This is a genomic window from Sphingobacterium haloxyli (assembly GCF_002980525.1).
Taxonomy (GTDB): Bacteria; Bacteroidota; Bacteroidia; order Sphingobacteriales; family Sphingobacteriaceae; genus Sphingobacterium; species Sphingobacterium haloxyli.
In genome coordinates, this window is record NZ_PVBQ01000003.1 from 63,939 (window position 1) to 83,733 (window position 19,795).

21 protein-coding genes and 1 tRNA gene are annotated in these 19,795 nt (G+C 42.7%); 7 read left to right on the forward strand and 15 right to left on the reverse strand.

Translation table 11 applies throughout. From position 1 onward, the window contains the following. The first annotated feature begins 167 nt into the window (after window positions 1-167). Complete coding sequence (locus C5745_RS03970; RefSeq protein WP_105715688.1) at window positions 168-3,602, forward strand: TonB-dependent receptor; 3,435 nt, start codon at window positions 168-170, stop codon at window positions 3,600-3,602. A gap of 101 nt (window positions 3,603-3,703) precedes the next feature. Here the strand turns inward: C5745_RS03970 and C5745_RS03975 are convergent, their stop codons facing one another. The 3 genes from C5745_RS03975 to C5745_RS03985 form a co-directional block, all read right to left on the reverse strand. After that, window positions 3,704-4,693, reverse strand: coding sequence for a bifunctional metallophosphatase/5'-nucleotidase (locus C5745_RS03975; RefSeq protein ID WP_105715689.1), 990 nt, complete (start codon window positions 4,691-4,693; stop codon window positions 3,704-3,706). Beyond that, window positions 4,668-5,417 (reverse strand): 5'-nucleotidase C-terminal domain-containing protein, encoded by a 750-nt coding sequence (locus C5745_RS03980; protein WP_105715690.1) that lies wholly within the window; start codon window positions 5,415-5,417, stop codon window positions 4,668-4,670. Before C5745_RS03980 ends, C5745_RS03975 begins: the two co-directional genes overlap by 26 nt. Window positions 5,418-5,522: 105 nt before the next feature. Next, a complete protein-coding gene (locus tag C5745_RS03985; RefSeq protein ID WP_105715691.1) occupies window positions 5,523-6,083 on the reverse strand; it encodes a type 1 glutamine amidotransferase domain-containing protein in 561 nt (186 codons plus the stop codon). 253 nt (window positions 6,084-6,336) lie between these two features. On the opposite strand from C5745_RS03985, the gene C5745_RS03990 reads away from it, so the two are divergent. Continuing rightward, entirely contained in the window at window positions 6,337-7,869 is a 1,533-nt protein-coding gene (locus C5745_RS03990) for an FAD-dependent oxidoreductase (RefSeq protein WP_105715692.1), read from the forward strand. Here the strand turns inward: C5745_RS03990 and C5745_RS03995 are convergent. From C5745_RS03995 to C5745_RS04015, 5 genes are all read right to left on the reverse strand, one after another. Then, window positions 7,846-8,913 (reverse strand): AI-2E family transporter, encoded by a 1,068-nt coding sequence (locus tag C5745_RS03995; protein ID WP_105715693.1) that lies wholly within the window; start codon window positions 8,911-8,913, stop codon window positions 7,846-7,848. The genes C5745_RS03990 and C5745_RS03995 overlap by 24 nt on opposite strands. Window positions 8,914-8,933: 20 nt before the next feature. Next, window positions 8,934-9,539 (reverse strand): hypothetical protein, encoded by a 606-nt coding sequence (locus C5745_RS04000; protein ID WP_105715694.1) that lies wholly within the window; start codon window positions 9,537-9,539, stop codon window positions 8,934-8,936. Window positions 9,540-9,577: 38 nt separating this feature from the next. Then, complete coding sequence (locus C5745_RS04005) at window positions 9,578-9,880, reverse strand: hypothetical protein (RefSeq protein WP_105715695.1); 303 nt, start codon at window positions 9,878-9,880, stop codon at window positions 9,578-9,580. Window positions 9,881-10,044: 164 nt separating this feature from the next. After that, window positions 10,045-10,302: a SemiSWEET transporter gene (locus C5745_RS04010; RefSeq protein ID WP_105715696.1), complete on the reverse strand. Its 258-nt coding sequence runs from the start codon at window positions 10,300-10,302 to the stop codon at window positions 10,045-10,047. A 23-nt stretch (window positions 10,303-10,325) separates the two neighbouring features. Next, the gene (locus C5745_RS04015) at window positions 10,326-11,225 is read right to left on the reverse strand and encodes a diacylglycerol/lipid kinase family protein (RefSeq protein ID WP_165793013.1); all 900 of its coding nucleotides are present in this window, start codon (window positions 11,223-11,225) and stop codon (window positions 10,326-10,328) included. Window positions 11,226-11,301: 76 nt separating this feature from the next. Between C5745_RS04015 and surE the strand changes: the two genes are divergently transcribed. Both surE and C5745_RS04025 read left to right on the forward strand, forming a co-directional pair. Continuing rightward, window positions 11,302-12,033, forward strand: a complete 732-nt coding sequence (gene surE, locus C5745_RS04020; protein WP_105715698.1) for a 5'/3'-nucleotidase SurE — start codon at window positions 11,302-11,304, stop codon at window positions 12,031-12,033. Between the two features lie 75 nt (window positions 12,034-12,108). Next, window positions 12,109-13,128, forward strand: coding sequence for an aldo/keto reductase (locus tag C5745_RS04025; protein WP_105715699.1), 1,020 nt, complete (start codon window positions 12,109-12,111; stop codon window positions 13,126-13,128). A gap of 64 nt (window positions 13,129-13,192) precedes the next feature. On the opposite strand, the gene C5745_RS04030 is transcribed toward C5745_RS04025, so the two are convergent. Both C5745_RS04030 and C5745_RS04035 read right to left on the reverse strand, forming a co-directional pair. Next, entirely contained in the window at window positions 13,193-13,372 is a 180-nt protein-coding gene (locus tag C5745_RS04030) for a spore protein (RefSeq protein WP_105715700.1), read from the reverse strand. Between the two features lie 28 nt (window positions 13,373-13,400). Next, window positions 13,401-13,471, reverse strand: a tRNA-Cys gene (locus tag C5745_RS04035). 196 nt (window positions 13,472-13,667) lie between these two features. Between C5745_RS04035 and C5745_RS04045 the strand changes: the two genes are divergently transcribed. Next, on the forward strand, window positions 13,668-14,294 hold the full coding sequence (locus C5745_RS04045; protein ID WP_105715702.1) for a porin family protein: 627 nt from the start codon (window positions 13,668-13,670) through the stop codon (window positions 14,292-14,294). A 74-nt stretch (window positions 14,295-14,368) separates the two neighbouring features. On the opposite strand, the gene rpsJ is transcribed toward C5745_RS04045, so the two are convergent. The 5 genes from rpsJ to C5745_RS04070 all read right to left on the reverse strand — a co-directional run bounded on the left by rpsJ (window position 14,369) and on the right by C5745_RS04070 (window position 18,568). Then, window positions 14,369-14,674 carry a 30S ribosomal protein S10 gene (rpsJ, locus tag C5745_RS04050; protein WP_002993539.1) on the reverse strand — a complete coding sequence of 102 codons (306 nt, stop codon included), beginning with the start codon at window positions 14,672-14,674 and terminating at the stop codon, window positions 14,369-14,371. Window positions 14,675-14,738: 64 nt separating this feature from the next. Continuing rightward, window positions 14,739-16,862, reverse strand: a complete 2,124-nt coding sequence (gene fusA / locus C5745_RS04055) for an elongation factor G (RefSeq protein WP_105715703.1) — start codon at window positions 16,860-16,862, stop codon at window positions 14,739-14,741. Window positions 16,863-16,964: 102 nt separating this feature from the next. Continuing rightward, complete coding sequence (rpsG, locus tag C5745_RS04060) at window positions 16,965-17,432, reverse strand: 30S ribosomal protein S7 (protein ID WP_105715704.1); 468 nt, start codon at window positions 17,430-17,432, stop codon at window positions 16,965-16,967. Window positions 17,433-17,451: 19 nt separating this feature from the next. Next, window positions 17,452-17,859: a 30S ribosomal protein S12 gene (rpsL, locus tag C5745_RS04065; protein WP_105715705.1), complete on the reverse strand. Its 408-nt coding sequence runs from the start codon at window positions 17,857-17,859 to the stop codon at window positions 17,452-17,454. Window positions 17,860-17,968: 109 nt separating this feature from the next. Next, complete coding sequence (locus C5745_RS04070; protein ID WP_105715706.1) at window positions 17,969-18,568, reverse strand: NAD(P)H-dependent oxidoreductase; 600 nt, start codon at window positions 18,566-18,568, stop codon at window positions 17,969-17,971. Between the two features lie 106 nt (window positions 18,569-18,674). Here C5745_RS04070 and C5745_RS04075 point away from each other — a divergent pair, with 106 nt between their 5' ends. After that, window positions 18,675-19,154, forward strand: a complete 480-nt coding sequence (locus tag C5745_RS04075) for a GNAT family N-acetyltransferase (RefSeq protein ID WP_105715707.1) — start codon at window positions 18,675-18,677, stop codon at window positions 19,152-19,154. A gap of 169 nt (window positions 19,155-19,323) precedes the next feature. Then, window positions 19,324-19,788, forward strand: a complete 465-nt coding sequence (locus C5745_RS04080; protein ID WP_133166285.1) for a hypothetical protein — start codon at window positions 19,324-19,326, stop codon at window positions 19,786-19,788. Window positions 19,789-19,795 lie beyond the last annotated feature (7 nt).

Sequence of the window (19,795 nt, forward strand, 5' to 3'; positions counted from 1 at the left end):
AATTAAAACAAAATAAAAGATATATTTTTTTATTGTTAAGCGAATAATTAATGGTTATATTTCTTTAATGCAACATTAAGTTTGTGTTAAGTGGCTGAAGTACTCATATTATATATATAACTTTGTCACGTTAAATTTTGAAACAAACAACAAACTAAAAGTTGATTATGAAGAAATCTTTACTCATCTTCGCCTTGGCGCTGTCAAGCTATGGGGTAATCCATGCCCAAGTTACCACGAGTAGTATCCAAGGAGTAGTGACTCAGTCTAGGGGGCATGCTACAGTCGGTGCTACGATCAAGGCAACCCACGTACCTTCTGGAACTGCTTACACAGGTTCTGCTAATGAGGCGGGTCGATTTAACTTGGCCAATATGCGTATAGGTGGCCCTTACCGCGTAGAAGTGACCTATGTAGGGCAAGATCCGGTGGTTTATGAGGATATTTACTTGCAACTAGGACAACCTTTTGTCTTAAATCCTACGTTCGCGGACAATATGATGACGTTGGATGATGTTGTTGTTACGGGGCAACTAACGAGGAGTCAACGAACCGGAGCTTCAACGAGCATTGGTCAGAAGCAGTTGAAAGAGCTACCACAGGTAAACCGTAGTATCACGGAGTTTATGCGTTTAACCCCACAAGCCAACGGTACTTCGTTTGCGGGTCGTGATGCGCGCTACAACAATTTGCAGATAGACGGTGCCAACTTTAATAATGGGTTTGGTTTGAATGATAATCCTCTCCCCGGCGGAAATTCCCAACCGATCTCACTAGATGCGATTGAGGCTATCTCGGTAAATATTGCACCATTTGATGTAACGCAATCTGGTTTTACAGGAGCTGGTATCAATGCCGTTACTAAAAGCGGTACAAATAAAATAGAGGGAACTGCTTATTATTTTCTTCAGAACCAGAATTTACAAGGTTATAAAATTGGTGATGTAACAATAGAGAAAACGGATGCGGCGAAGCAAAATTTTGGTTTTAGTTTGGGAGGTCCCATCATTAAGGATAAGTTGTTCCTTTTTGTGAATGCGGAACGTGAAATAGCTACAGGAGGAAATGCGTCTGGCGCTAATTTGTGGCGTGCATCAGAAAACGGGATAGCCGATCCAGAGAACAATATAGCGAGAACAACACGTGCGGATTTAGAGGCTGTCCAGAGTCACTTAATCAACCAGTGGGGGTATGATCCAGGTCGTTACGAAGGTTATGCAAATGAAGCGGAGCAAGCGAGTACTAAGTTTTTGGCACGATTAGATTGGAATATCAGTGACCGACATAAACTTGCCCTTCGATACAATCAAGTAATAGGAGAATCCATGAATGTAACGAATGCTAATTCGGGACCACGACCTAGGGCTGACTTCGACGCATACGGCCGTGTGGGCCAAAACTCAATCGCCTTTGAAAATGCTAATTACGGGTTAAAAAATGTCGTGCGTTCCATTACAGCCGAGCTTAATAGCAATTTTAACTCAAGATGGAATAATCAATTTCTAGCAACTTATACACGTATTCAGGATACGAGGACTACACCAAGCGACCATTTGTTCCCATTTGTCGATATTGGGGATGGTAGTCATCAAGATTTTTTGGATAACCGAGATGAGAAACAAATCGCTGAAAATGCGCAACCGGGTTTCCACAATAATTACATGAGTTTTGGTACCGAATTGTTTTCCTATGATAATGACGTTATTAATAATAACTATTCCTTTATTAATAACTTAACGCTACAGGCGGATAAACATACGTTTACTTTTGGTGGTGCGTTCGAAATACAAAATTTTGGAAATAGTTATATCCGTATGGGGTCTTCTTATTACCGCTATAACTCTGTTGAAGACTTCTTGTCCACGGGGACAGCTAATGAGGTTGCCCCAATTATGTTTGGCTTGACCTATCCATACGAAGGGCAAGACACTTATTCTAGAGTAAACTTCGGATTGGCTTCGCTTTATGCACAAGACCGGTGGTCAGTAGCTGACAACTTAACGTTGACATATGGTATACGTGCAGAGTTGCCGATTTATATGAATAAACTAACGGCGAATCCTTCGATTGATGAGCTGCAGTTTTTGGACATCAACGGCATGCCTAAAAATTACAGCTCTGGCAAATGGCCGAAATCAAGGTTGTTAGTTTCTCCCCGATTAGGTATTAACTACGATGTCTTTAAAGACCGTTCTTTGGTGTTGCGTGGAGGAACAGGATTCTTCTCCGGTCGGGTTCCGTTTGTGTGGTTGACGAATATGCCAACAAACGCCGGTGTATTGCAAAATGTAGTCGAACCGGGATCCTACGGTGATGTACAGGGATGGATTGGTAATGTTCGTTTTAATCCCGATCAGTATTATCACTTACATAACGTTCCTCAAGGTGCAGAAAATGTGTTTATTCCTACGCCTGAGTCAGGGGCACCATCTTCGTTTGCCTTAGTTGATGACAATTTTAGAATGCCTATGGTTTGGCGTACCAGCATTGGTGGAGATTACCAGATTCCGAATACGCCACTCGTGTTGACAGGTGACTTTATGTATACGAAGGATATCAATGCGGTATTCCAGTTTGGAGCAAATAGAACGCCTTCAGGTGCGGCCCTAGATTATGGTTCATCTGGCGCTGTTGGTGATTACGGTGACAACCGTGCGTTTTACCCAGGTGGTGTTAATGCAGATGGTCGCTATAACAGTGCTATCGGTGCCAACAACGCGACAGTACTGACGAACACCAACGTCAAAGGACATTCTTTGAGTGCTACCTTAGGTTTGAGCGTTCCGAATTACAGAGGTTTTAGCGGAAGTTTGTTTTATACCTATTCCGATGCGCGTGAGGTAACAAGTAACAGTGGTTCAAATGCAAGCTCGGCTTGGGGTGCTTCGGCCAATATCCACGGTCCTAATGATCAATTCTTATATAAATCGAACTTTGCTATTCCACACCGTTTAGTCGCAAATCTAAGTTATCGTATTGAATATGCGAATGCCTTGGCGACCACTGTCGGTGTATATTATAACGGAGCGCACCAAGGTCGGTTCTCGTATATTTATTCTAACGATTTAAATAATGACGGTATTACTGCGGACCTACTTTATTTGCCAAAACAATCCTCGTCACTTAATTTCCAAGATTACACTATAACCTGGATGGACGATGATAATGTGGAACAATCTAAAACGTTTACTTCGGCTGAACAATTGCAAGCGTTTGATCAGTTCGTTGGTAACAATGGTTTGGAAAAATACCGTGGGGAATATCTTCCGCGAAATGGTTTTTTGCGCCCTTGGTTGAATCGTTTTGATGTACGTGTTCTTCAAGACATTTTCACCAATATCGGACCACGTAAGCACACGTTGCAATTAAGTATGGATGTGGTTAACTTAGGAAATTTGTTGAATAAATCTTGGGGGGTTCAGGAGAACCTAAATACTGCTCAACAATTACTAGGTAGTGTAGGTAGTATTGGTGCTGACGGTGTTCCTACTTTTAGAATGAATAATGTCGATCGAGAACTTCCTACTTCTGCTCCGTTTCAGAATGCAAGCACTTTAGGAACTACATGGCAAATGCAGCTGGGTGTTAGATATATCTTTTAGATAACATTGAAGCATTAATACAGAGAGCCGCGACTACAGTCACGGCTCTCTTTTTTTTGTCAAGCATGGATAATAACGCTAGGGGGCAGGTTCCGAAGCCTCTACGAAATCCGATCTGAAGTAGTAAAATCGGAAAACGAAGTAAGACTATCCAGCCTTTTATCGATTGGATAGTGTTGCGCCACTACCTTTTTCTCTCCGGTGGCTTTATTGAAAATAACATCGAGCCGTCCTAGGCGTATGCCTGCAAAACCAACTTGGTTTATCCAAACCTCGTTACCATCCAGATCGGGCACACGGGTAGGTTCATTCAGAAATGTGTGTGTATGCCCACCTAAGATAATATCCACATTCCGGCAAGCAGCTGCAAGTTTTATATCATCCACCTTGTCGTCTTCATATTTATAGCCTAAGTGGGACAAACAGATAACCAAATCACATTTTTTGTCTGTTTTCAGCATTTCAGCGATATGGTTCACTACTGGAATAGGATCTAAGTAAGTCATGCCGGCATGTGCGCTTGGATCGACTAGGCCCGATACATCAATACCGACGCCCGTAAGCCCAATGCGAATACCGCCTTTTTTTAAGATGATATAGTCTTTTGTCCGGCCTTCCATGGCCGTTCCAGTAAAGTCATAGTTTGCCGCTAAAAGAGGGAAATTAGCTTTATCAAGGTGCTTGGCGAGTCCTTCTATCCCGTTGTCAAACTCATGATTGCCGACGGTGCCTGCGTCATAACCTAGCTTGGACATCAATTCCAGCTCCAGCTTCCCCCCGAACATATTGAAATAAGGTGTGCCCTGAAACATATCTCCCGCGTCCAATAAGAGCACATTTCTTTCCTCCTGACGTATATTATTAATGAGCGCACTTCGCCGTGCCACACCACCCAACCCTTGGTTACGCGAGCCGTCCATAGGAAAAGGCTCGATGCGGCTGTGTACGTCATTTGTATGGAGAATCGTCAAACGTTTCGTTTTCAGGCCAGCAAATGTGTCAAAGGGATAAGCACCGAGTGTCGCTAGCGCACTAAGTGCCAACGACTGCTTAATAAAACGTCTTCTATCTAATAATTTGGACTCTTCCATCGAGTTGTGCTTGAATGTTTTTTCCTTGTGTTGTGCGGGACGTAACGTATTCCATCAATGTTTCGCGAATACGTTGTGGATAGTCTGACCGGGCGATTGGGTTGTCGAAGCAGGAGACATAGTCCCCGCCATTGGCAAGATAATCGTAGGTCGCCAGTTTGTAGGTCGCCGCGAGGTCGACCGGTTTCCCTTGGATCAAAAGCTCTTTTACTTTTTTATCTTCGATGACCAGTTGGATGCCGCTCACGGGCTGGCCCCCGGTCGTTGCCATATATTCCGCCCAGCGGAGCATATCGCCTCCACTTAAAGTGAGAATGGTCAACGCATTTTCGAAAGGCATAATCTCGAAGATGTTGCCTACAGTGATATCGCCAGCACGGAGATCTGCCCGGATACCACCTTTGGTTGCAAAGCTTGCGTGTACCTCCGGATCGAGTTGTTTCCCTTTCCATAATAATGCATCTGCGAAAAAGTTACCGAGCAGACTCTGTGCGCCGCGTCCGCGTGGGAGTTCTTGTGCAGCGAAACCGATTACGCGATTCATCTCCATCTCTAACTGTTCTTTATAAGGCGCGTAATAAGCCAAAATGCTGCTGTCAGCAACAATCGTCGTGTCTACCTGATAATATTGACCGTTACTTACTTGGTGATAACGTTGTGTTTTGCAGGAAGACAGCAATAACGAGGCAGATAGAAAAAAACACCATAATAGTGCGCGATTCATACAGTTCGAATTTTCGATAAAGCTAAATATTAATAACAAAAAAGAGAACATTTGGCGTTCTCCTTTTTGTTATATTTTAGTTAAAGAATAGTCACTGACATAATTTTAAACATGCTGTCCCGAATGTTTTCCCTCTGCGTATTCTTCGACAATTTTTTGGTTAAAAGCAGGAAGGTCATCCGGTGTACGACTGGTTACTAATCCTTGATCAGTCACTACTTGGCTGTCTTCCCAGTGTGCCTTTGCATTGATTAAATCCCTCTTTATTGCGGCAACTGAAGTGAGTTTACGGCCCTCGACCACCTCCGCATCGATTAGTACCTGAGGCCCATGGCAGATGGCAGCAACAGGCTTTCCGGCTTGGAAGAAATCACGGACAAAAGAGAGCGCTCTTTTATTGGTCCGCAATTTATCTGGATTGATTACGCCTCCAGGAATCAGCAATCCATCATAGTCATCGACCCTTGCCTGATTTAGTGGCATATCAACCGAATACTCGTCAGCCCAGTCATCGCCTTTTTTCGAACGTACAACTTTTTCTCGTGGAGATACAATATCCACCTGTGCGCCCTCATTTTTCAAAGCGTCCTTTGGACTCGTTAGCTCAACTTGTTCAAAGCCATCTTCTGTTAATATGGCGATTCTTTTTCCATTTAGTTTTCCCATAGCACTTACCCTTTTAATTTTAATAAGACATTGTTCAATCAGATAACAACCAAAGCATTATCTAGTTCTAAAAATTTAAAAATACTCGACTGTTTTATCGCTCAACACATCGTCATCATTCTAAAAGACGAAAACTACGTAAGAAGACGTAATTCTACGTGTTTTCTAATCCAGTGGAAACAAGGACGCCCTTTTGCGCATTCTATCAAAAAGGATAAACTCACCTTACACATAAATAAACGAATAAGATGATATGCAAAGAGATGGAATAAACAAGAGTATTTGGCAGGAGACGACGTTTCCTGAACTGCCCAAATCGCCGATTAGGGAGCACGTCGAAGTAATTGTTGTAGGCGCAGGGATTACGGGACTTACAGCTGCATTAAAACTCAGAGAAGCCGGTAAGGGTTGTGTAGTCATGGACGCAAATACAGTAGGATTCGGTACCACGGGAGGTACATCCGCACACATTAATACGGTACTTGATACGCCCTATACGGATATTATTGAACAGCATGGTTTAGAAGCAGCACGCACTGTGGTTGAATCCACACGAAAGGCCATATCGATTATCAAGGAAAATAAAGAACGCTATAAGATTGAATGTGACTTTGCTCCTTGTTCGGGCGTGATGTATGCACAGAATGAGGAAGAGAAACAAATGCTCATAGCAATAAAAGACGCATTGGCTCAGGTTGGAATTCCCTGTTCTGAAGTGGACAGCATCCCGGTTCCGGCTTCGTTCGTGTATGCTATCGAATTCGAAGAACAGGCTAAGTTCCACCCCACAAAATATCTTGCTGGGCTTGTAAGTGCATATATCGGTATAGGTGGGGAAATCAGAGAAAGAACCGTCGTACAGCATGTAGAAAAGGTAAACGATGTGCTTCAGGTGAAAACCGATAATGGCCATGTTCTTTCTGCGGATTTCGTTTTGTACGCTACGCATACGCCGCCTGGTGTACAGGTAATGAACTTCCGTCTGGCACCCTATCGAAGTTATATACAGGTGTGGGAGTTGGAGCGCGAGATAGATTGCCCGGAAGCGTTGGTTTATGATATGCAGGAACCTTTCCATTATTTCAGAACCGTGAAGCAGGAGAGCAGGTCTTATCTTCTAGTTGGGGGACAGGATCATAAAACAGCACACCATGATAACGAGACAAACAATTTTCGCGAGCTGGAGGCATATATTAGAAGCCTCTATGTCGTAAATAAGAAGATATATGAATGGTCGTCTCAATATTACGAAAGTCAGGACAAGCTGCCGTTTATCGGCTATTACCCGGGAAAGCGCCACCACAGAGAGTTGTTATCTACAGGCTATGGCGGAAATGGAATTATTTTCGGGACGTTAGGTGGTGTCATGATGGCAGAGCTCGTCGTACACGGGCAAACGGATTTTCAGGATATTTATTCGCCGGGTCGTCTGGGGCCGTTTTCAGCGATTAGTGACCTGCTTGTAGAAAACCTCGATGTAGCAAAGCATTTTGTAAAAGACCGCTTTTTTCTGGAAGAAATAGACGAGCTGGCAACGTTAAGCCGCGGTGAAGGAAAGATTTTGAATTACAAAGGGAAAAGAGTTGGATTGTTCAAAGATGAGCAAGGTGAACTGTTTGCCGTAGATCCGGTATGCCGTCATGCGGCATGTATTGTAAAATGGAATAACACAGAACGGAGCTGGGACTGTCCGTGCCACGGGGCACGATATGCCCCAGACGGAAGGCTGCTGAACGGCCCCTCAGTTGCGCCGCTGAGCCAGCTACTTCTTACGCCTCCAAAGTGATCTTTTAGCTTTTTTATCGCTCCCTATTAAATAGCCGTAAGGTTGTAGGTTGGGAATACGGTCGCATATAATCCTTATCATACCGGTAATGGGGATTGCTAGGATCATACCCGGTATACCCCATACCGCTTCTGCTGCTACCAAACTGAAGATGGTAAACAGCGGATTGATATTAACCTCATTTCCCACGATAAGGGTTTCCAAGAAATACGTTTGAACAAATTGAACGAAACCATATATCAGTACAACACCTAAGATCATATCCGTCTCGCCTCCTTGAGCAGTCACGCCCAATACCGTTACCGCCGTGCCGGTTAAATTCCCTATGAATGGAACTAACTCTAGTATGCCGCATATCACGGCAAAAAACAGTGCATTCTCTACGCCGATAGCCGTGAATCCCACCCCGTACAGGATCCATAATACCACGATCATTTTCGCAAGTCCTGTCATGTAATTGGCAGCCACTTTGCTTGCCGAATCAACGATTTCAACGGTTTGCCCCCGATCTTTGGATGGGATTATTTGGAGCAGAAAAATTTTCAGCCGAGCACGGTAAAAGAGTAATAGGAAGGTATAAACCAATACCAAGATGACGTCAACCAGCAGACTGAAAATTCCAGATGCAAGCTGCTGGACCGTCGAACCGTTTGTAGACTCTCCTTTCATCTGCTCTTCTGCGATAGCTTGCTGTTTAGCAGGATCGATGTCTAACCTTTCCTGTATCCAGTGTTGTAAATTTGTAACCACCTGCGACAGGTTTTGTTTCAGCGAACTAATTTGCTCTGCGAAATTTTGGAATTGCCAACTCAAAAGGAAGCCGAGTCCCACAAGACATAGTACAAGGATACTTACCATGGTCAGTGCACTTGCCCATCGCGGCAAACCTTTCTTCTCCATTCTGGTGGAAGGACCAACGAATAACATAGCGAAGATGCAGGCGATGGCTAGTGGAGCCAATATGCCCTTGCCATAATACAAGATTATAACGATTAATACAAAGGTGAACGTTAATTGTAATACGCTAGAAATTGATTTCCCCATGAGCTTCGACCGATCTATTATTAGTAATTGTCAATGTCGCCGAGTCCCTCGGTTAATGCTTTCCATTGAGGAAATGACGCGCCCATTTTTGCGCCTAGGCCTACCATAAAATTACGTAAGTTGTCCAGTATAGAGGTATTGTCCGTATTGACTATTTCATTGCGTCCGGCGTAGTGTAAAGAAATATGGCCGCCTTTTTGTTCCACAAGAAAAGAGGAAGTCGCCAACAATGTAAAGAAGTGTGCGGTATCGGTATTATCTTGTGTTGGGTCGGGGCAGGGCCTTAACGTCAAAAGAATACTAGCGCCTTCGACATCCGCAGTTTCCGTAATATCTTCTACGCGTACCCAGTCATAGCCTTTTGCCGAAGGGAGTCCCGGACCCGGAATGTCTATTCGAATGTAATCGGCTTTTTGGACGGGGCGCTCGATCGGATTACCAGATTTATCCGTAATGGTAAAAGTGGCCGAAGGCGCCTTTGTTATTTCGTTCCAACGATTCACGTTCAATAACCTGGATCGTATACGCTCAAAAAATCTAGTGGCTTCTTCTCGGGAAGGGAGTTCAACGGTTTTGAAACAGTCTAGGGACTTACCCTCGACTTGTTTCGGAATATTCTTTTCCATAAGCTTATATTTTAAATACTGTTTTAAAACGTTGGCTACTACTTGTTATTTGTAATATCATCGTTATCCTCCAGATTGCTGATATCTATGTTTTCCTCTTCGGAATCAGCGGGCGCAGGCGATCCTTCTGTTTCGTAACTCCCATCTGCTTGTTCACCGCCATTCGCTACACGATCGGCTTCCTCTTGGAGAGGTTCTGCGTCCACTAGGTCAGAATCCCGGAGGTCATCCGTGGGTTTCTCGCGGTACACATCATCCGCACCGCCAATAATAGGGTCTTTATTAATTTCTTGGCCTGCTGCGTCGCCAAATTCATCATCTGTGTCTTTCGGAGTATTCATAATGGTCGCTATTATAAACCTGCGTTTTCCAAACTTAATTCTATATCTTGCTTTCATCAGTTTATTTATTTTTATCTATATCTCGCACGTGTTGTTTATTTACTAATGAACAGTCGACTTGCTTTTATGTTTAGGGAGATTGCACCCGACCCTCCCAAGAGATCTTATCTACTCTCTCTAAATAGAACATAACAAGCCAATAAGGTAGCATTAACGAGGACAGAGAAGGCGTTGGATAAAATAATAGGCCATTCGAGAAGCATAACTCCGTAAACGACCCATAGAGATACGCCTGTGAGCAAAATAGCGATCATATAAGGGGACAGGTTTTCGACGTCTTTTTCCTTTATAACCTTAATCAATTGGGGCAACATCGAAATAGAGGTCAGTATTCCGGCCGCAATTCCAATTATAGTTTCCATATCTCTTTATTAGATGCGCGAACTTAACTAAGAAAATCAAGTATATGCTCTCGCACCTCTATAGTGAGGGAACCATTGGATGTGGATACGCATTTGTCGTCGATATGGATAGTTTTATTAGTCGACCGAATCTCAAACCTTTTCGCCCGGATTGTCTGAAAATCAAAAGATGTTGCTTCCCCCTTAGTGATCTTTTTGACATGTAGTGCGAACGCCTCCCGTTCTTTCTCGGAAATTGTAACCAGATCCAAATAGCCATCGTCTATTTGCGCTGCAGGGGCCAGTGTAAGGTTGGGGCCGATTGAGGGGATATTCATCACCTCCAATAACAAGTACCTATCCTCATAGGTTTTGTCATCTGCGCGAATAGTGTAAAGATGTGCCTCTGCTGTTTGTATAATTTTATACAAGTTCTCCAACGCTAACTTTAACTGATCGTCCGTCGTTTCTAATTGACTGAGGTCGATTTTATCCATTGTTTGGATGAGGGACGGAAATATGCCGTACCCGGCACCTTCAAGAAAAAAATCAGCATTTCCGTCATATGCGATGGTGCCCATATCAAACCGTTGATATTCGCCGTTTTTCCAAGCGTTCACATGATTTTCGAAACTGGTTTCTTTGTTAAGTAATAATGTTTTAGATAAATTGTTTGCAGTCCCCATTGGCAGTAACGCCAAGGTCGCCTTTCTTTTCGCAATGCCCTTTTCGAAGAGTTCTTTAACGACTTTGCGCACCGTACCGTCGCCCCCGGCTACGACGACAATATCTGCCTCGTCAATTTGGTCCTTCCACCGCTCATCTTTTTTGATCAAATAATAGGTGCAACGATAGCCCTCCTTCTCGATAGCTCTCATCAGATCGGACTTAAAGTGATCTTCGTCGCCGGCCTTAGGATTATGTAATAAGATTACTTGCTTCATATATGCCATTTTAATAGGAGAACATTTTGAGGTACTCAATTGTTGTTAACCTAAGAAAATAAACAGCGAAAATATTATGAGAATTTTAGTGACAAATGATGATGGTATATATAGCCCGGGAATTTCCGCCTTGGCGAAAGTAGCAAAGAACTTTGGAGAAGTGCGCGTCGTTGCGCCGGATGTAGAGCAATCTTCTATGGGGCATGCGGTCACACATTCCAGACCATTAGGTTATAAAAAATCCCCTATTGAGTTCCCGGATATAGAAGCTCACCGCGTAAATGGAACGCCTGCCGATTGCGTAGCGATGGGGATGCATCTTTGGAAAAATGTGGACGTAGTTCTATCTGGGATTAATATGGGGCCCAATTTAGGAAATTCCATGTGGCATTCTGGGACACTGGCGGCAGCGAAACAAGCCGTATTGTTTGGTGTTAAGGGAATTGCACTCAGCACCCCCGTCGGACGGGATGAGCCCGATTTTGAACACCTCGAGACATATGTAGCGAAGACACTAGAACTTTTGCTGGCAAACAGTGAACTTGCACTGTATAACGTTAATTTTCCTGCGGACCCCACGGATATTGTATGGACCAGGCAGTCCGTCCGGCTATATGACGGTACGATTATTCCGGGAACCGATCCCCTAGGCAGAAAACACTATTGGTTTACAGTGAGCCCACTGGATCCCGCGGAGAAAGGCACCGACCGTTGGGCGATAGAGAATAATATGGTTTCGATCACGCCGTTACGCTTGGACTTAACAGATGAAAAAAAACTCAAAGAAAAATCTCCTTCTTTAACATAGGACGAAAAAATAATTGATTTTACAGCAATTATATATATTATTGCATCCATTCGATCGATCAAGAAAGAGCATTAAATGGAAAACAGCAATAAAAGTCTAAATTTAAGTAATCGGTTGCCTCCTGTAGTATTCGGAACAAGTGGATTAGGCAATTTATACGTAGAACTGCCATTCGACGAAAAGGTAGCTATTGTTAGGGAGTGCGTAAAATACGCTCCAGGGAAAGCGGTTTTTGACACAGCGGGTAAATACGGTGCTGGCCTCTCCTTGGAATCAATAGGGAAGAGTTTAAGTCGGTTGGGCGTCGCACCTTCCGATGTGCTGATTAGCAATAAGCTGGGTTGGTACCAAGTGCCGTTGACCACAGCGGAACCGACATTTGAACCCGGCGTATGGAAGGGCCTTAAAAACGATGCGGTACAGCAAATAAGTTATGATGGTATCTTATCGTGCTTTCATCAAGGAAATGCATTGCTGGGCGACTACACAGCGCAGCTGGTTTCAGTGCATGATCCGGACGAATATTTAGCTAAAGCGCAGTCTCAGGAGGAAGAAGAGGAACGTTATCAAGATGTTCTAGATGCCTATCGCGCCCTTGCGGATCTGAAAGCGGAAGGGAAAGTTGCCGGCATCGGGGTAGGAGCTAAGAATTGGAAGGTTATCCAACGTATCGCGAATGATGTTATGTTGGATTGGGTGATGATAGCAAATAGCCTAACGGTACATGATCATCCGAAAGAGCTTATTGATTTCATAAAAGCATTGGGAAGAAGAGGGGTCGCTGTCATTAACTCTGCGGTATTTAATGGGGGCTTTTTAGTGGGAAGCGATTATTACAACTATAAACTTGTTGATAAAAATAGCGAAGAGGGGAAATCGCTATATGCTTGGCGGGATAAGTTTTGGGCGTTGTGTAGTAGATTTAATATACTGCCTGCGGAAGCGTGTTTTAACTTTGGCTTTAATATCGCCGGTGTTGGCAGCGTAGCGCTTAATACTACGAAAGCAGAAAAAGTTCGAATCAATGCCGCAATGGCGACAAAAGAAATCCCTGCTGATTTCTGGCGCGTTATGCGAGAAGAAGAGCTTATATAGCAAAACAAGAAGGAGAATGTTAGTGCATTCTCCTTCTTGTTTTGCTATAAATTAAAAGCGATTATTATTTCGCTTCTGCCGCTAATTTATCCAAAATAGCGTTATTCTTCGTGATTTGGCTATGCTTCGGCATTTGACTTCTTGAGCCTAATTCCACATTGCGACCTAATTTTAAAAACTGTACTTCCACACGTGAAGTAGTTTTATTTCTTCTATCTTTTCTTTTTAAACGTGTAACTCCCATGGTTCAATTTTTTTTATCTTTAAAAGCGAGGTCGGAAGCGGATTCGAACCGCTGTAGGAGGTTTTGCAGACCTCAGCCTAGCCACTCGGCCATCCGACCCTTTTCCCGTTCAAGGGAATGCAAAAATAAAGTTTACTTTTGATATATCCAATAAATTGAAAATTAAAAATAAAAAACCAACGTGGTGACTGTGTAAATAGCTGATATGTAGTTCTATATAGTTGTATGGATTTCTGCTTTCTTTTTTGGTCTGAATATTGTGTATAACTATCTGTAAAAACAAAATTAAAAGAGTATGAAAAAGATTTTACTTTCATTAGGAGCAGCATTTTTATTGGCTGCAGGCGCGCAAGCCCAAACGTCTTGGGGTTTGAAAGCCGGTGTTAACTTAGGTAAATATAGTAACTTTGGTGATGATCAAAAGAACAACACGTCATTTCACGTTACGGGTTTCGCAGACCTTCCGGTAGCACCTAATTTTTCGATTCAACCGGGAGTATCCTTGCAAGGTAAAGGAACAAGGTTTTACGAAGATTATGACGGTATTGCGGGAGCTGAGTTCTCTCGAAATGTTATGTCGATAGAAGTCCCAGTAAATGCCGTGTATTGGATTCCAGCTGGAACAGGGAGTGTGTTTTTGGGTGCGGGTCCGTATATAGGATTTAACGTCAGCGGAAAAGAAAAACTAAAAGGAAATTTGGGCGATTATAATGGAACGACTGAATGGGATTTGAATTTCTCTGGTGATAATAAAGACATGAATGTTATCGATGCAGGTGCAAATTTTATGGCGGGGTATAAGCTGTATAATGGTCTGCTCATCAACGCAGGATATAACCTTGGTTTGACGCAATTAGTGCCAAATGCAGATAATAACGTGTCGAATCGAGTTTGGTCCTTCGGTGTCGGCTTTCAGTTTTAAGAGAAAAGAAACGAGAAAATAAAAATAGGCTGTCCAAAGGGGCAGCCTATTTTTATTTTGAAATCTCTATCACATCACACTTTGATTTCCACTTCAACACCCGAAGGTAGTTCAAGTTTCATCAACGCATCAACGGTTTTAGAGTTGGACGAGTAGATGTCCAATAATCTTTTATAAGCACACAATTGGAATTGCTCACGTGCTTTCTTGTTAACGTGTGGTGAACGCAAAACCGTATAGATCTTTTTCTCTGTAGGCAATGGGATAGGACCACTGACAACTGCACCTGTAGGTTTTACCGTTTTTACGATTTTCTCAGCCGACTTGTCTACCAAGTTGTAATCGTAAGATTTCAATTTAATTCTGATTCTTTGGCTCATTTTTATTTGTTTAAATATGACTGCTGATTAGAGCTATTCACAACCAGCAGTCGGTAAATTATAATTAATCTTCGATAGCTTTGATCTTACCTTTAGATTTAGCGATTACATCGTCCTGTACGTTACGAGGTGCTTCTGCATAGTGATCAAACTCCATAGTAGAAGTTGCACGGCCAGAAGTAATCGTACGTAACTGCGTTACATAACCGAACATCTCTGAAAGCGGAACGTGTGCTTTGATAACTTGTGCGCTACCGCGTGAGTCCAAACCTTGCATTTGACCACGACGACGGTTTAAATCGCCCATTACGTCACCCATGTTTTCTTCTGGAGTCAAGACTTCTACCTTCATGATAGGCTCCATCAAAACAGGAGAACATTTAGGTAATGCATTACGGTATGCCATCTTAGCAGCTAATTCGAATGATAAAGAGTCAGAGTCAACCGCGTGGAACGAACCATCGATCAACCGAACCTTCATGCCCGAAAGTGGATAACCTGCTAATACACCATTGTTCATAGAGACTTCAAATCCTTTCTGTACCGAAGGGATGTATTCTTTTGGAATAGAACCACCTACGATTTCATTGACGAACTGAAGCGGCGATTTAGTCGGGTCAAAATCTTCATCAGCAGGTGAAACCACTACTTTAATGTCTGCAAATTTACCGCGACCACCAGATTGTTTTTTGTACACTTCGCGGTGTTCTGTCGTTCCGTTGATAGACTCTTTGTAAGCTACTTGTGGAGCACCTTGGTTAACTTCCACCTTGAATTCGCGCTTTAAACGGTCGATCAAAATGTCCAAGTGAAGCTCACCCATACCAGAGATAACGGTTTGACCTGTCTCATCATCCGATTTAACAACGAATGTAGGATCTTCTTCTGCTAGTTTTCCCAACGCAATACCTAATTTATCGACATCAGCCTGTGTTTTAGGTTCGATCGCCAAACCGATAACGGGCTCAGGGAATACCATAGACTCTAAAACGATAGGGTTCTTTTCGTCACAAAGGGTATCACCGGTTTTGATATCTTTAAAACCAACTACCGCACCGATATCACCAGCGCCGATTTTCTCAATAGGATTTTGTTTGTTCGCGTGCATTTGGAAGATACGCGAGATACGCTCTTTGTTGCCAGAACGGGTGTTCAAAACATAAGAACCAGCATCTAATGTACCAGAGTAAGCACGAACAAAACATAGACGGCCTACGAATGGATCGGTAGCAATTTTAAATCCTAATGCAGCGAAAGGTTCTGCTTCAGAAGGTTTGCGGGAAATTTCCTCTCCGTTACGTGGGTCGGTACCTTTAACGGCTTCCACATCCAATGGCGAAGGCAATAATTCCATTACCAAATTGAGCATTGTCTGTACACCCTTGTTTTTGAAAGATGAGCCACACACCATTGGTACGATAGCATTGTCTAGTACAGCACTACGTAGAGCGTTAAGGATTTCGCGCTCCGTCAATGAATTCGGATCATCAAAGAACTTCTCCATCAACGACTCGTCATAAGAAGCAACAGCTTCTAATAATTTCTCGCGATACTCTGCTACCTCGTCTGCCATATCGTCTGGAATAGGTACTTCGGTAAAGGTCATACCTTTATCTTCTGTGTTCCAAACAATACCGCGGTTGTTGATCAAGTCAACCACACCTTTGAAATCGTCTTCGGCACCGATTGGCAATTGCAATGCAACCGCCTCAGAACCCAACATTTCTTTTACCTGTTTTACAACTTTCAAGAAATCAGCACCGGAACGGTCCATTTTATTAACGAAACCGATACGAGGTACTTTGTATCCATCAGCTAGACGCCAGTTTGTTTCTGACTGAGGCTCGACGCCATCAACTGCGGAAAACAAGAATACTAACCCGTCCAATACACGTAATGACCGGTTTACCTCGACAGTAAAGTCAACGTGACCAGGGGTGTCAATAACGTTTACTTGGTACTTCTTGTCGCGGTAGTTCCAGAAGACCGTAGTTGCAGCAGAAGTAATCGTGATACCACGCTCAGCTTCTTGCGCCATCCAGTCCATCGTAGAGGCACCTTCGTGCACTTCTCCGATTTTGTGGTTAACACCAGAGTAGAATAGAATACGCTCTGTTGTTGTTGTTTTACCGGCATCAATGTGAGCAGCGATACCGATGTTTCTTACTAAACTTAAATCTTTTGCCATTTTGTTTTTAAATGAAATTACACAGATCAAAAAAGGATTACACAGATTTCAATTATATCCATCTGTGTAATCCTTTATAGCTGTGTAATCAATTTCATGATATTAAAATCTGAAGTGTGAGAACGCTTTGTTTGCTTCCGCCATTTTATGCGTATCTTCTTTCTTCTTCACAGCAGCACCTTCACCTTTAGAAGCGGAGATGATTTCTCCCGCTAGTTTTTCACGCATCGTTTTTTCACCGCGTTTACGAGAGTAGGAGATTAACCATTTCATACCCAAAGCAATTTTACGCTCTGGACGTACTTCCATCGGAACCTGGAAGTTAGCACCACCAACACGGCGAGATTTAACTTCTACAGCAGGCATTACGTTATTCAACGCTTTTTTCCAGGTCTCTAGACCGCTCTCTTGTGTTTTTTGTTCTACTATTTCTACTGCATCGTAAAAGATGGAATAAGCGATAGATTTTTTACCGTCTACCATCATGTTGTTTACGAAACGTGTTACCTGAACGTCGTTAAACTTTGGATCAGGTAAAATGATTCTCTTTTTTGGTTTTGATTTTCTCATTTTCTTTCCCTCCGTTTAATTATTTCTTACCTTTTGCCGGAGCTGCAGCTTGTCCTGGTTTAGGACGCTTAGTTCCGTATTTAGAACGACGTTGGTTACGACCGTTAACACCAGAAGTGTCCAATGCACCACGAATGATGTGGTAACGAACACCTGGTAAGTCTTTTACACGACCTCCACGGATTAACACGATAGAGTGCTCTTGTAAGTTGTGTCCTTCACCAGGGATATAGGCGTTCACCTCTTTACCATTGGTAAGACGTACACGAGCTACTTTACGCATTGCTGAGTTTGGTTTTTTAGGGGTAGTAGTGTATACACGTGTACACACACCTCTTCGCTGTGGACATGAGTCCAACGCTGGAGACTTACTCTTGTCTACCAGAGCTACTCTACCTTTTCTAACTAATTGTTGAATAGTAGGCATTTACCTGTTTTTGTTTTTTTAATTCGTTTAAAATTAATTTTTAAGTCTGCAAAGATAGCGATTCCCTTTTGAATAATAAACAGTTACGTGTGTAAATTTTAGAAATATATTAAATAGCATCTACTACATCTTCTAACGCACGACGGAGTTTGGGTTTAACGGTAGGTTGGTTAAAATCAGCGACGTCTCTACGACCGATAGCCACAGCAAATAGTGCTGTATATCCATTGTGCCGTAACACCTTGTTGTATTCGTCCGGTTGGATGCCTTCCATGGGTGTCGAATCAATACCCATGCTGGCGCACGCGGCGAGGAAAAACCCTAACGAAAGATAAACTTGATGCTGCATCCAGTTTTTTATACCCGCTTCACCTAGTGGTCTTACATGTTGATTATAATAATTTACGGCGCCTTCAGGTAATTTACATAGGTTTTCATTTTCAAACTTTTCTACGCTATCAATCACATTGAATACGACCAAATGGCTTGCTTGATTGATTTTTTCCAAATTGTGATACGATATCGACGCTAGTTCACTTTTTATTTGCGTGTCCGCGATGATTATGAATTTCCACGGTTGACTGTTGATAGAGGAGGGGCATAATCGCAGGATTTCTTTTAGCTGTTGAACAACATCTTCTGATAGTTTTTCATTCGGGTTGTATTGCTTCGTGCTATACCTATTTTTAGCGATGTCTAAAAAATGCATACTTTGGAGTGTTGTTAATTGTTATTTTTAGCAAAACTAATTATTTCGTCTTTTGGATGCAGATACGATATGTTCAAATAATGTAATTTCTATATAACTTTGTTTAATGCTTCAGCTTGTAAAATATAAATGGGAAGATTTTCACGAGTACTGTATCTTAGTTGCGGACGATCATGTTATGAAGTACATCACTGGAAAGGGGATGTCGGAAGAACAAGCGAGAGAAAAATTTGCATCGATCATGCAGATTAATGAAGAAGATGATTTGCTAGGATATTTTAAGGTTCTTGATGACGCCGCTGGGTTTATCGGAGACTGCAAGCTGGTAAGATATAAATATGACGGTGCTGTATTAGAGATCGGATACCTGCTTCAACAAACATTTTGGAAAAGAGGTTTTGGTACGAAAATTTGTGAAGCGCTTTTGGGACAGGCTGAAAAGATAGCCCCCTATAAAGACGTGATTGGGATTATAGATCCTGATAATATTGCGTCAAGACGACTTTTAGAAAAATTTGGCTTCGAAAGTTATTTTGTTGGCGAGGAAGGCGGAGTCTCTACAGAAAAGCTTATTTTCCGTAGGTAGTCATTAGGACATGGCCATGCTCCATATAAAGCTAGGGTTCTGGACGTTTTCAAGTGCTACACTTGGCACGAGCCAAAAAAGTGACGGGTAATTAAACCCTGATCGCTTCTGGACTGTCTTAAAGATAGATATATGCGACAGCAGGTTGAACAAAAAGAAAGGAGAAACCATGAAAAAGTTTACAATAATTGCCTTTGTACTGTTTTTTAGCACAGTAACCTTAACCGACACCTTTGCTCAAGGGCGAGGGAACGGAAAAAACTTTCGAAAGGAACGGAAAGAGTACGTGAAGTACATCGAGAAGCGACAGAAAGACGCTCGTAAATATGCGAAGAAGCAAGATAAGGCTTATCATAAATATTACGAGAAACGGGAAAAGGAATACCGTAAATATGTCAAGAATCAGCGCAAGCAATATCGCGACCATGATAATTGGTATTACGGTGAGCGTTTTCATCATCGTCCGGACTACGTATATTTTCCGGAGTATCGCACTTATTATGATCCTTACCGCAGGGGGTATATTTATCGTAGGAATAGTGCATGGGTATTTGATCACGTGATGCCACGGTTTATGGTTGGGGTCAATCTTGGCCGGTTAAATGTGCAATTCATGGCTGATTTACCGCTTTAAGAAAAAG

Bases quoted from the DNA above. Each gene is read 5' to 3' on its own strand.
- surE (WP_105715698.1), top strand. From the start codon at position 11,302: ATGAGAATTTTAGTGACAAATGATGATGGTATATATAGCCCGGGAATT.
- C5745_RS04075 (WP_105715707.1), top strand. From the start codon at position 18,675: ATGCTTCAGCTTGTAAAATATAAATGGGAAGATTTTCACGAGTACTGT.
- C5745_RS04010 (WP_105715696.1), bottom strand. From the start codon at position 10,302: ATGGAAACTATAATTGGAATTGCGGCCGGAATACTGACCTCTATTTCG.
- C5745_RS04005 (WP_105715695.1), bottom strand. From the start codon at position 9,880: ATGAATACTCCGAAAGACACAGATGATGAATTTGGCGACGCAGCAGGC.
- C5745_RS04030 (WP_105715700.1), bottom strand. From the start codon at position 13,372: ATGGGAGTTACACGTTTAAAAAGAAAAGATAGAAGAAATAAAACTACT.
- C5745_RS03980 (WP_105715690.1), bottom strand. From the start codon at position 5,417: ATGAATCGCGCACTATTATGGTGTTTTTTTCTATCTGCCTCGTTATTG.
- C5745_RS03990 (WP_105715692.1), top strand. From the start codon at position 6,337: ATGCAAAGAGATGGAATAAACAAGAGTATTTGGCAGGAGACGACGTTT.
- C5745_RS03970 (WP_105715688.1), top strand. From the start codon at position 168: ATGAAGAAATCTTTACTCATCTTCGCCTTGGCGCTGTCAAGCTATGGG.
- rpsL (WP_105715705.1), bottom strand. From the start codon at position 17,859: ATGCCTACTATTCAACAATTAGTTAGAAAAGGTAGAGTAGCTCTGGTA.
- C5745_RS04070 (WP_105715706.1), bottom strand. From the start codon at position 18,568: ATGCATTTTTTAGACATCGCTAAAAATAGGTATAGCACGAAGCAATAC.
- C5745_RS04025 (WP_105715699.1), top strand. From the start codon at position 12,109: ATGGAAAACAGCAATAAAAGTCTAAATTTAAGTAATCGGTTGCCTCCT.
- C5745_RS04080 (WP_133166285.1), top strand. From the start codon at position 19,324: ATGAAAAAGTTTACAATAATTGCCTTTGTACTGTTTTTTAGCACAGTA.
- rpsJ (WP_002993539.1), bottom strand. From the start codon at position 14,674: ATGAGCCAAAGAATCAGAATTAAATTGAAATCTTACGATTACAACTTG.
- C5745_RS03995 (WP_105715693.1), bottom strand. From the start codon at position 8,913: ATGGGGAAATCAATTTCTAGCGTATTACAATTAACGTTCACCTTTGTA.
- rpsG (WP_105715704.1), bottom strand. From the start codon at position 17,432: ATGAGAAAATCAAAACCAAAAAAGAGAATCATTTTACCTGATCCAAAG.
- fusA (WP_105715703.1), bottom strand. From the start codon at position 16,862: ATGGCAAAAGATTTAAGTTTAGTAAGAAACATCGGTATCGCTGCTCAC.
- C5745_RS03985 (WP_105715691.1), bottom strand. From the start codon at position 6,083: ATGGGAAAACTAAATGGAAAAAGAATCGCCATATTAACAGAAGATGGC.
- C5745_RS04000 (WP_105715694.1), bottom strand. From the start codon at position 9,539: ATGGAAAAGAATATTCCGAAACAAGTCGAGGGTAAGTCCCTAGACTGT.
- C5745_RS03975 (WP_105715689.1), bottom strand. From the start codon at position 4,693: ATGGAAGAGTCCAAATTATTAGATAGAAGACGTTTTATTAAGCAGTCG.
- C5745_RS04045 (WP_105715702.1), top strand. From the start codon at position 13,668: ATGAAAAAGATTTTACTTTCATTAGGAGCAGCATTTTTATTGGCTGCA.
- C5745_RS04015 (WP_165793013.1), bottom strand. From the start codon at position 11,225: ATGAAGCAAGTAATCTTATTACATAATCCTAAGGCCGGCGACGAAGAT.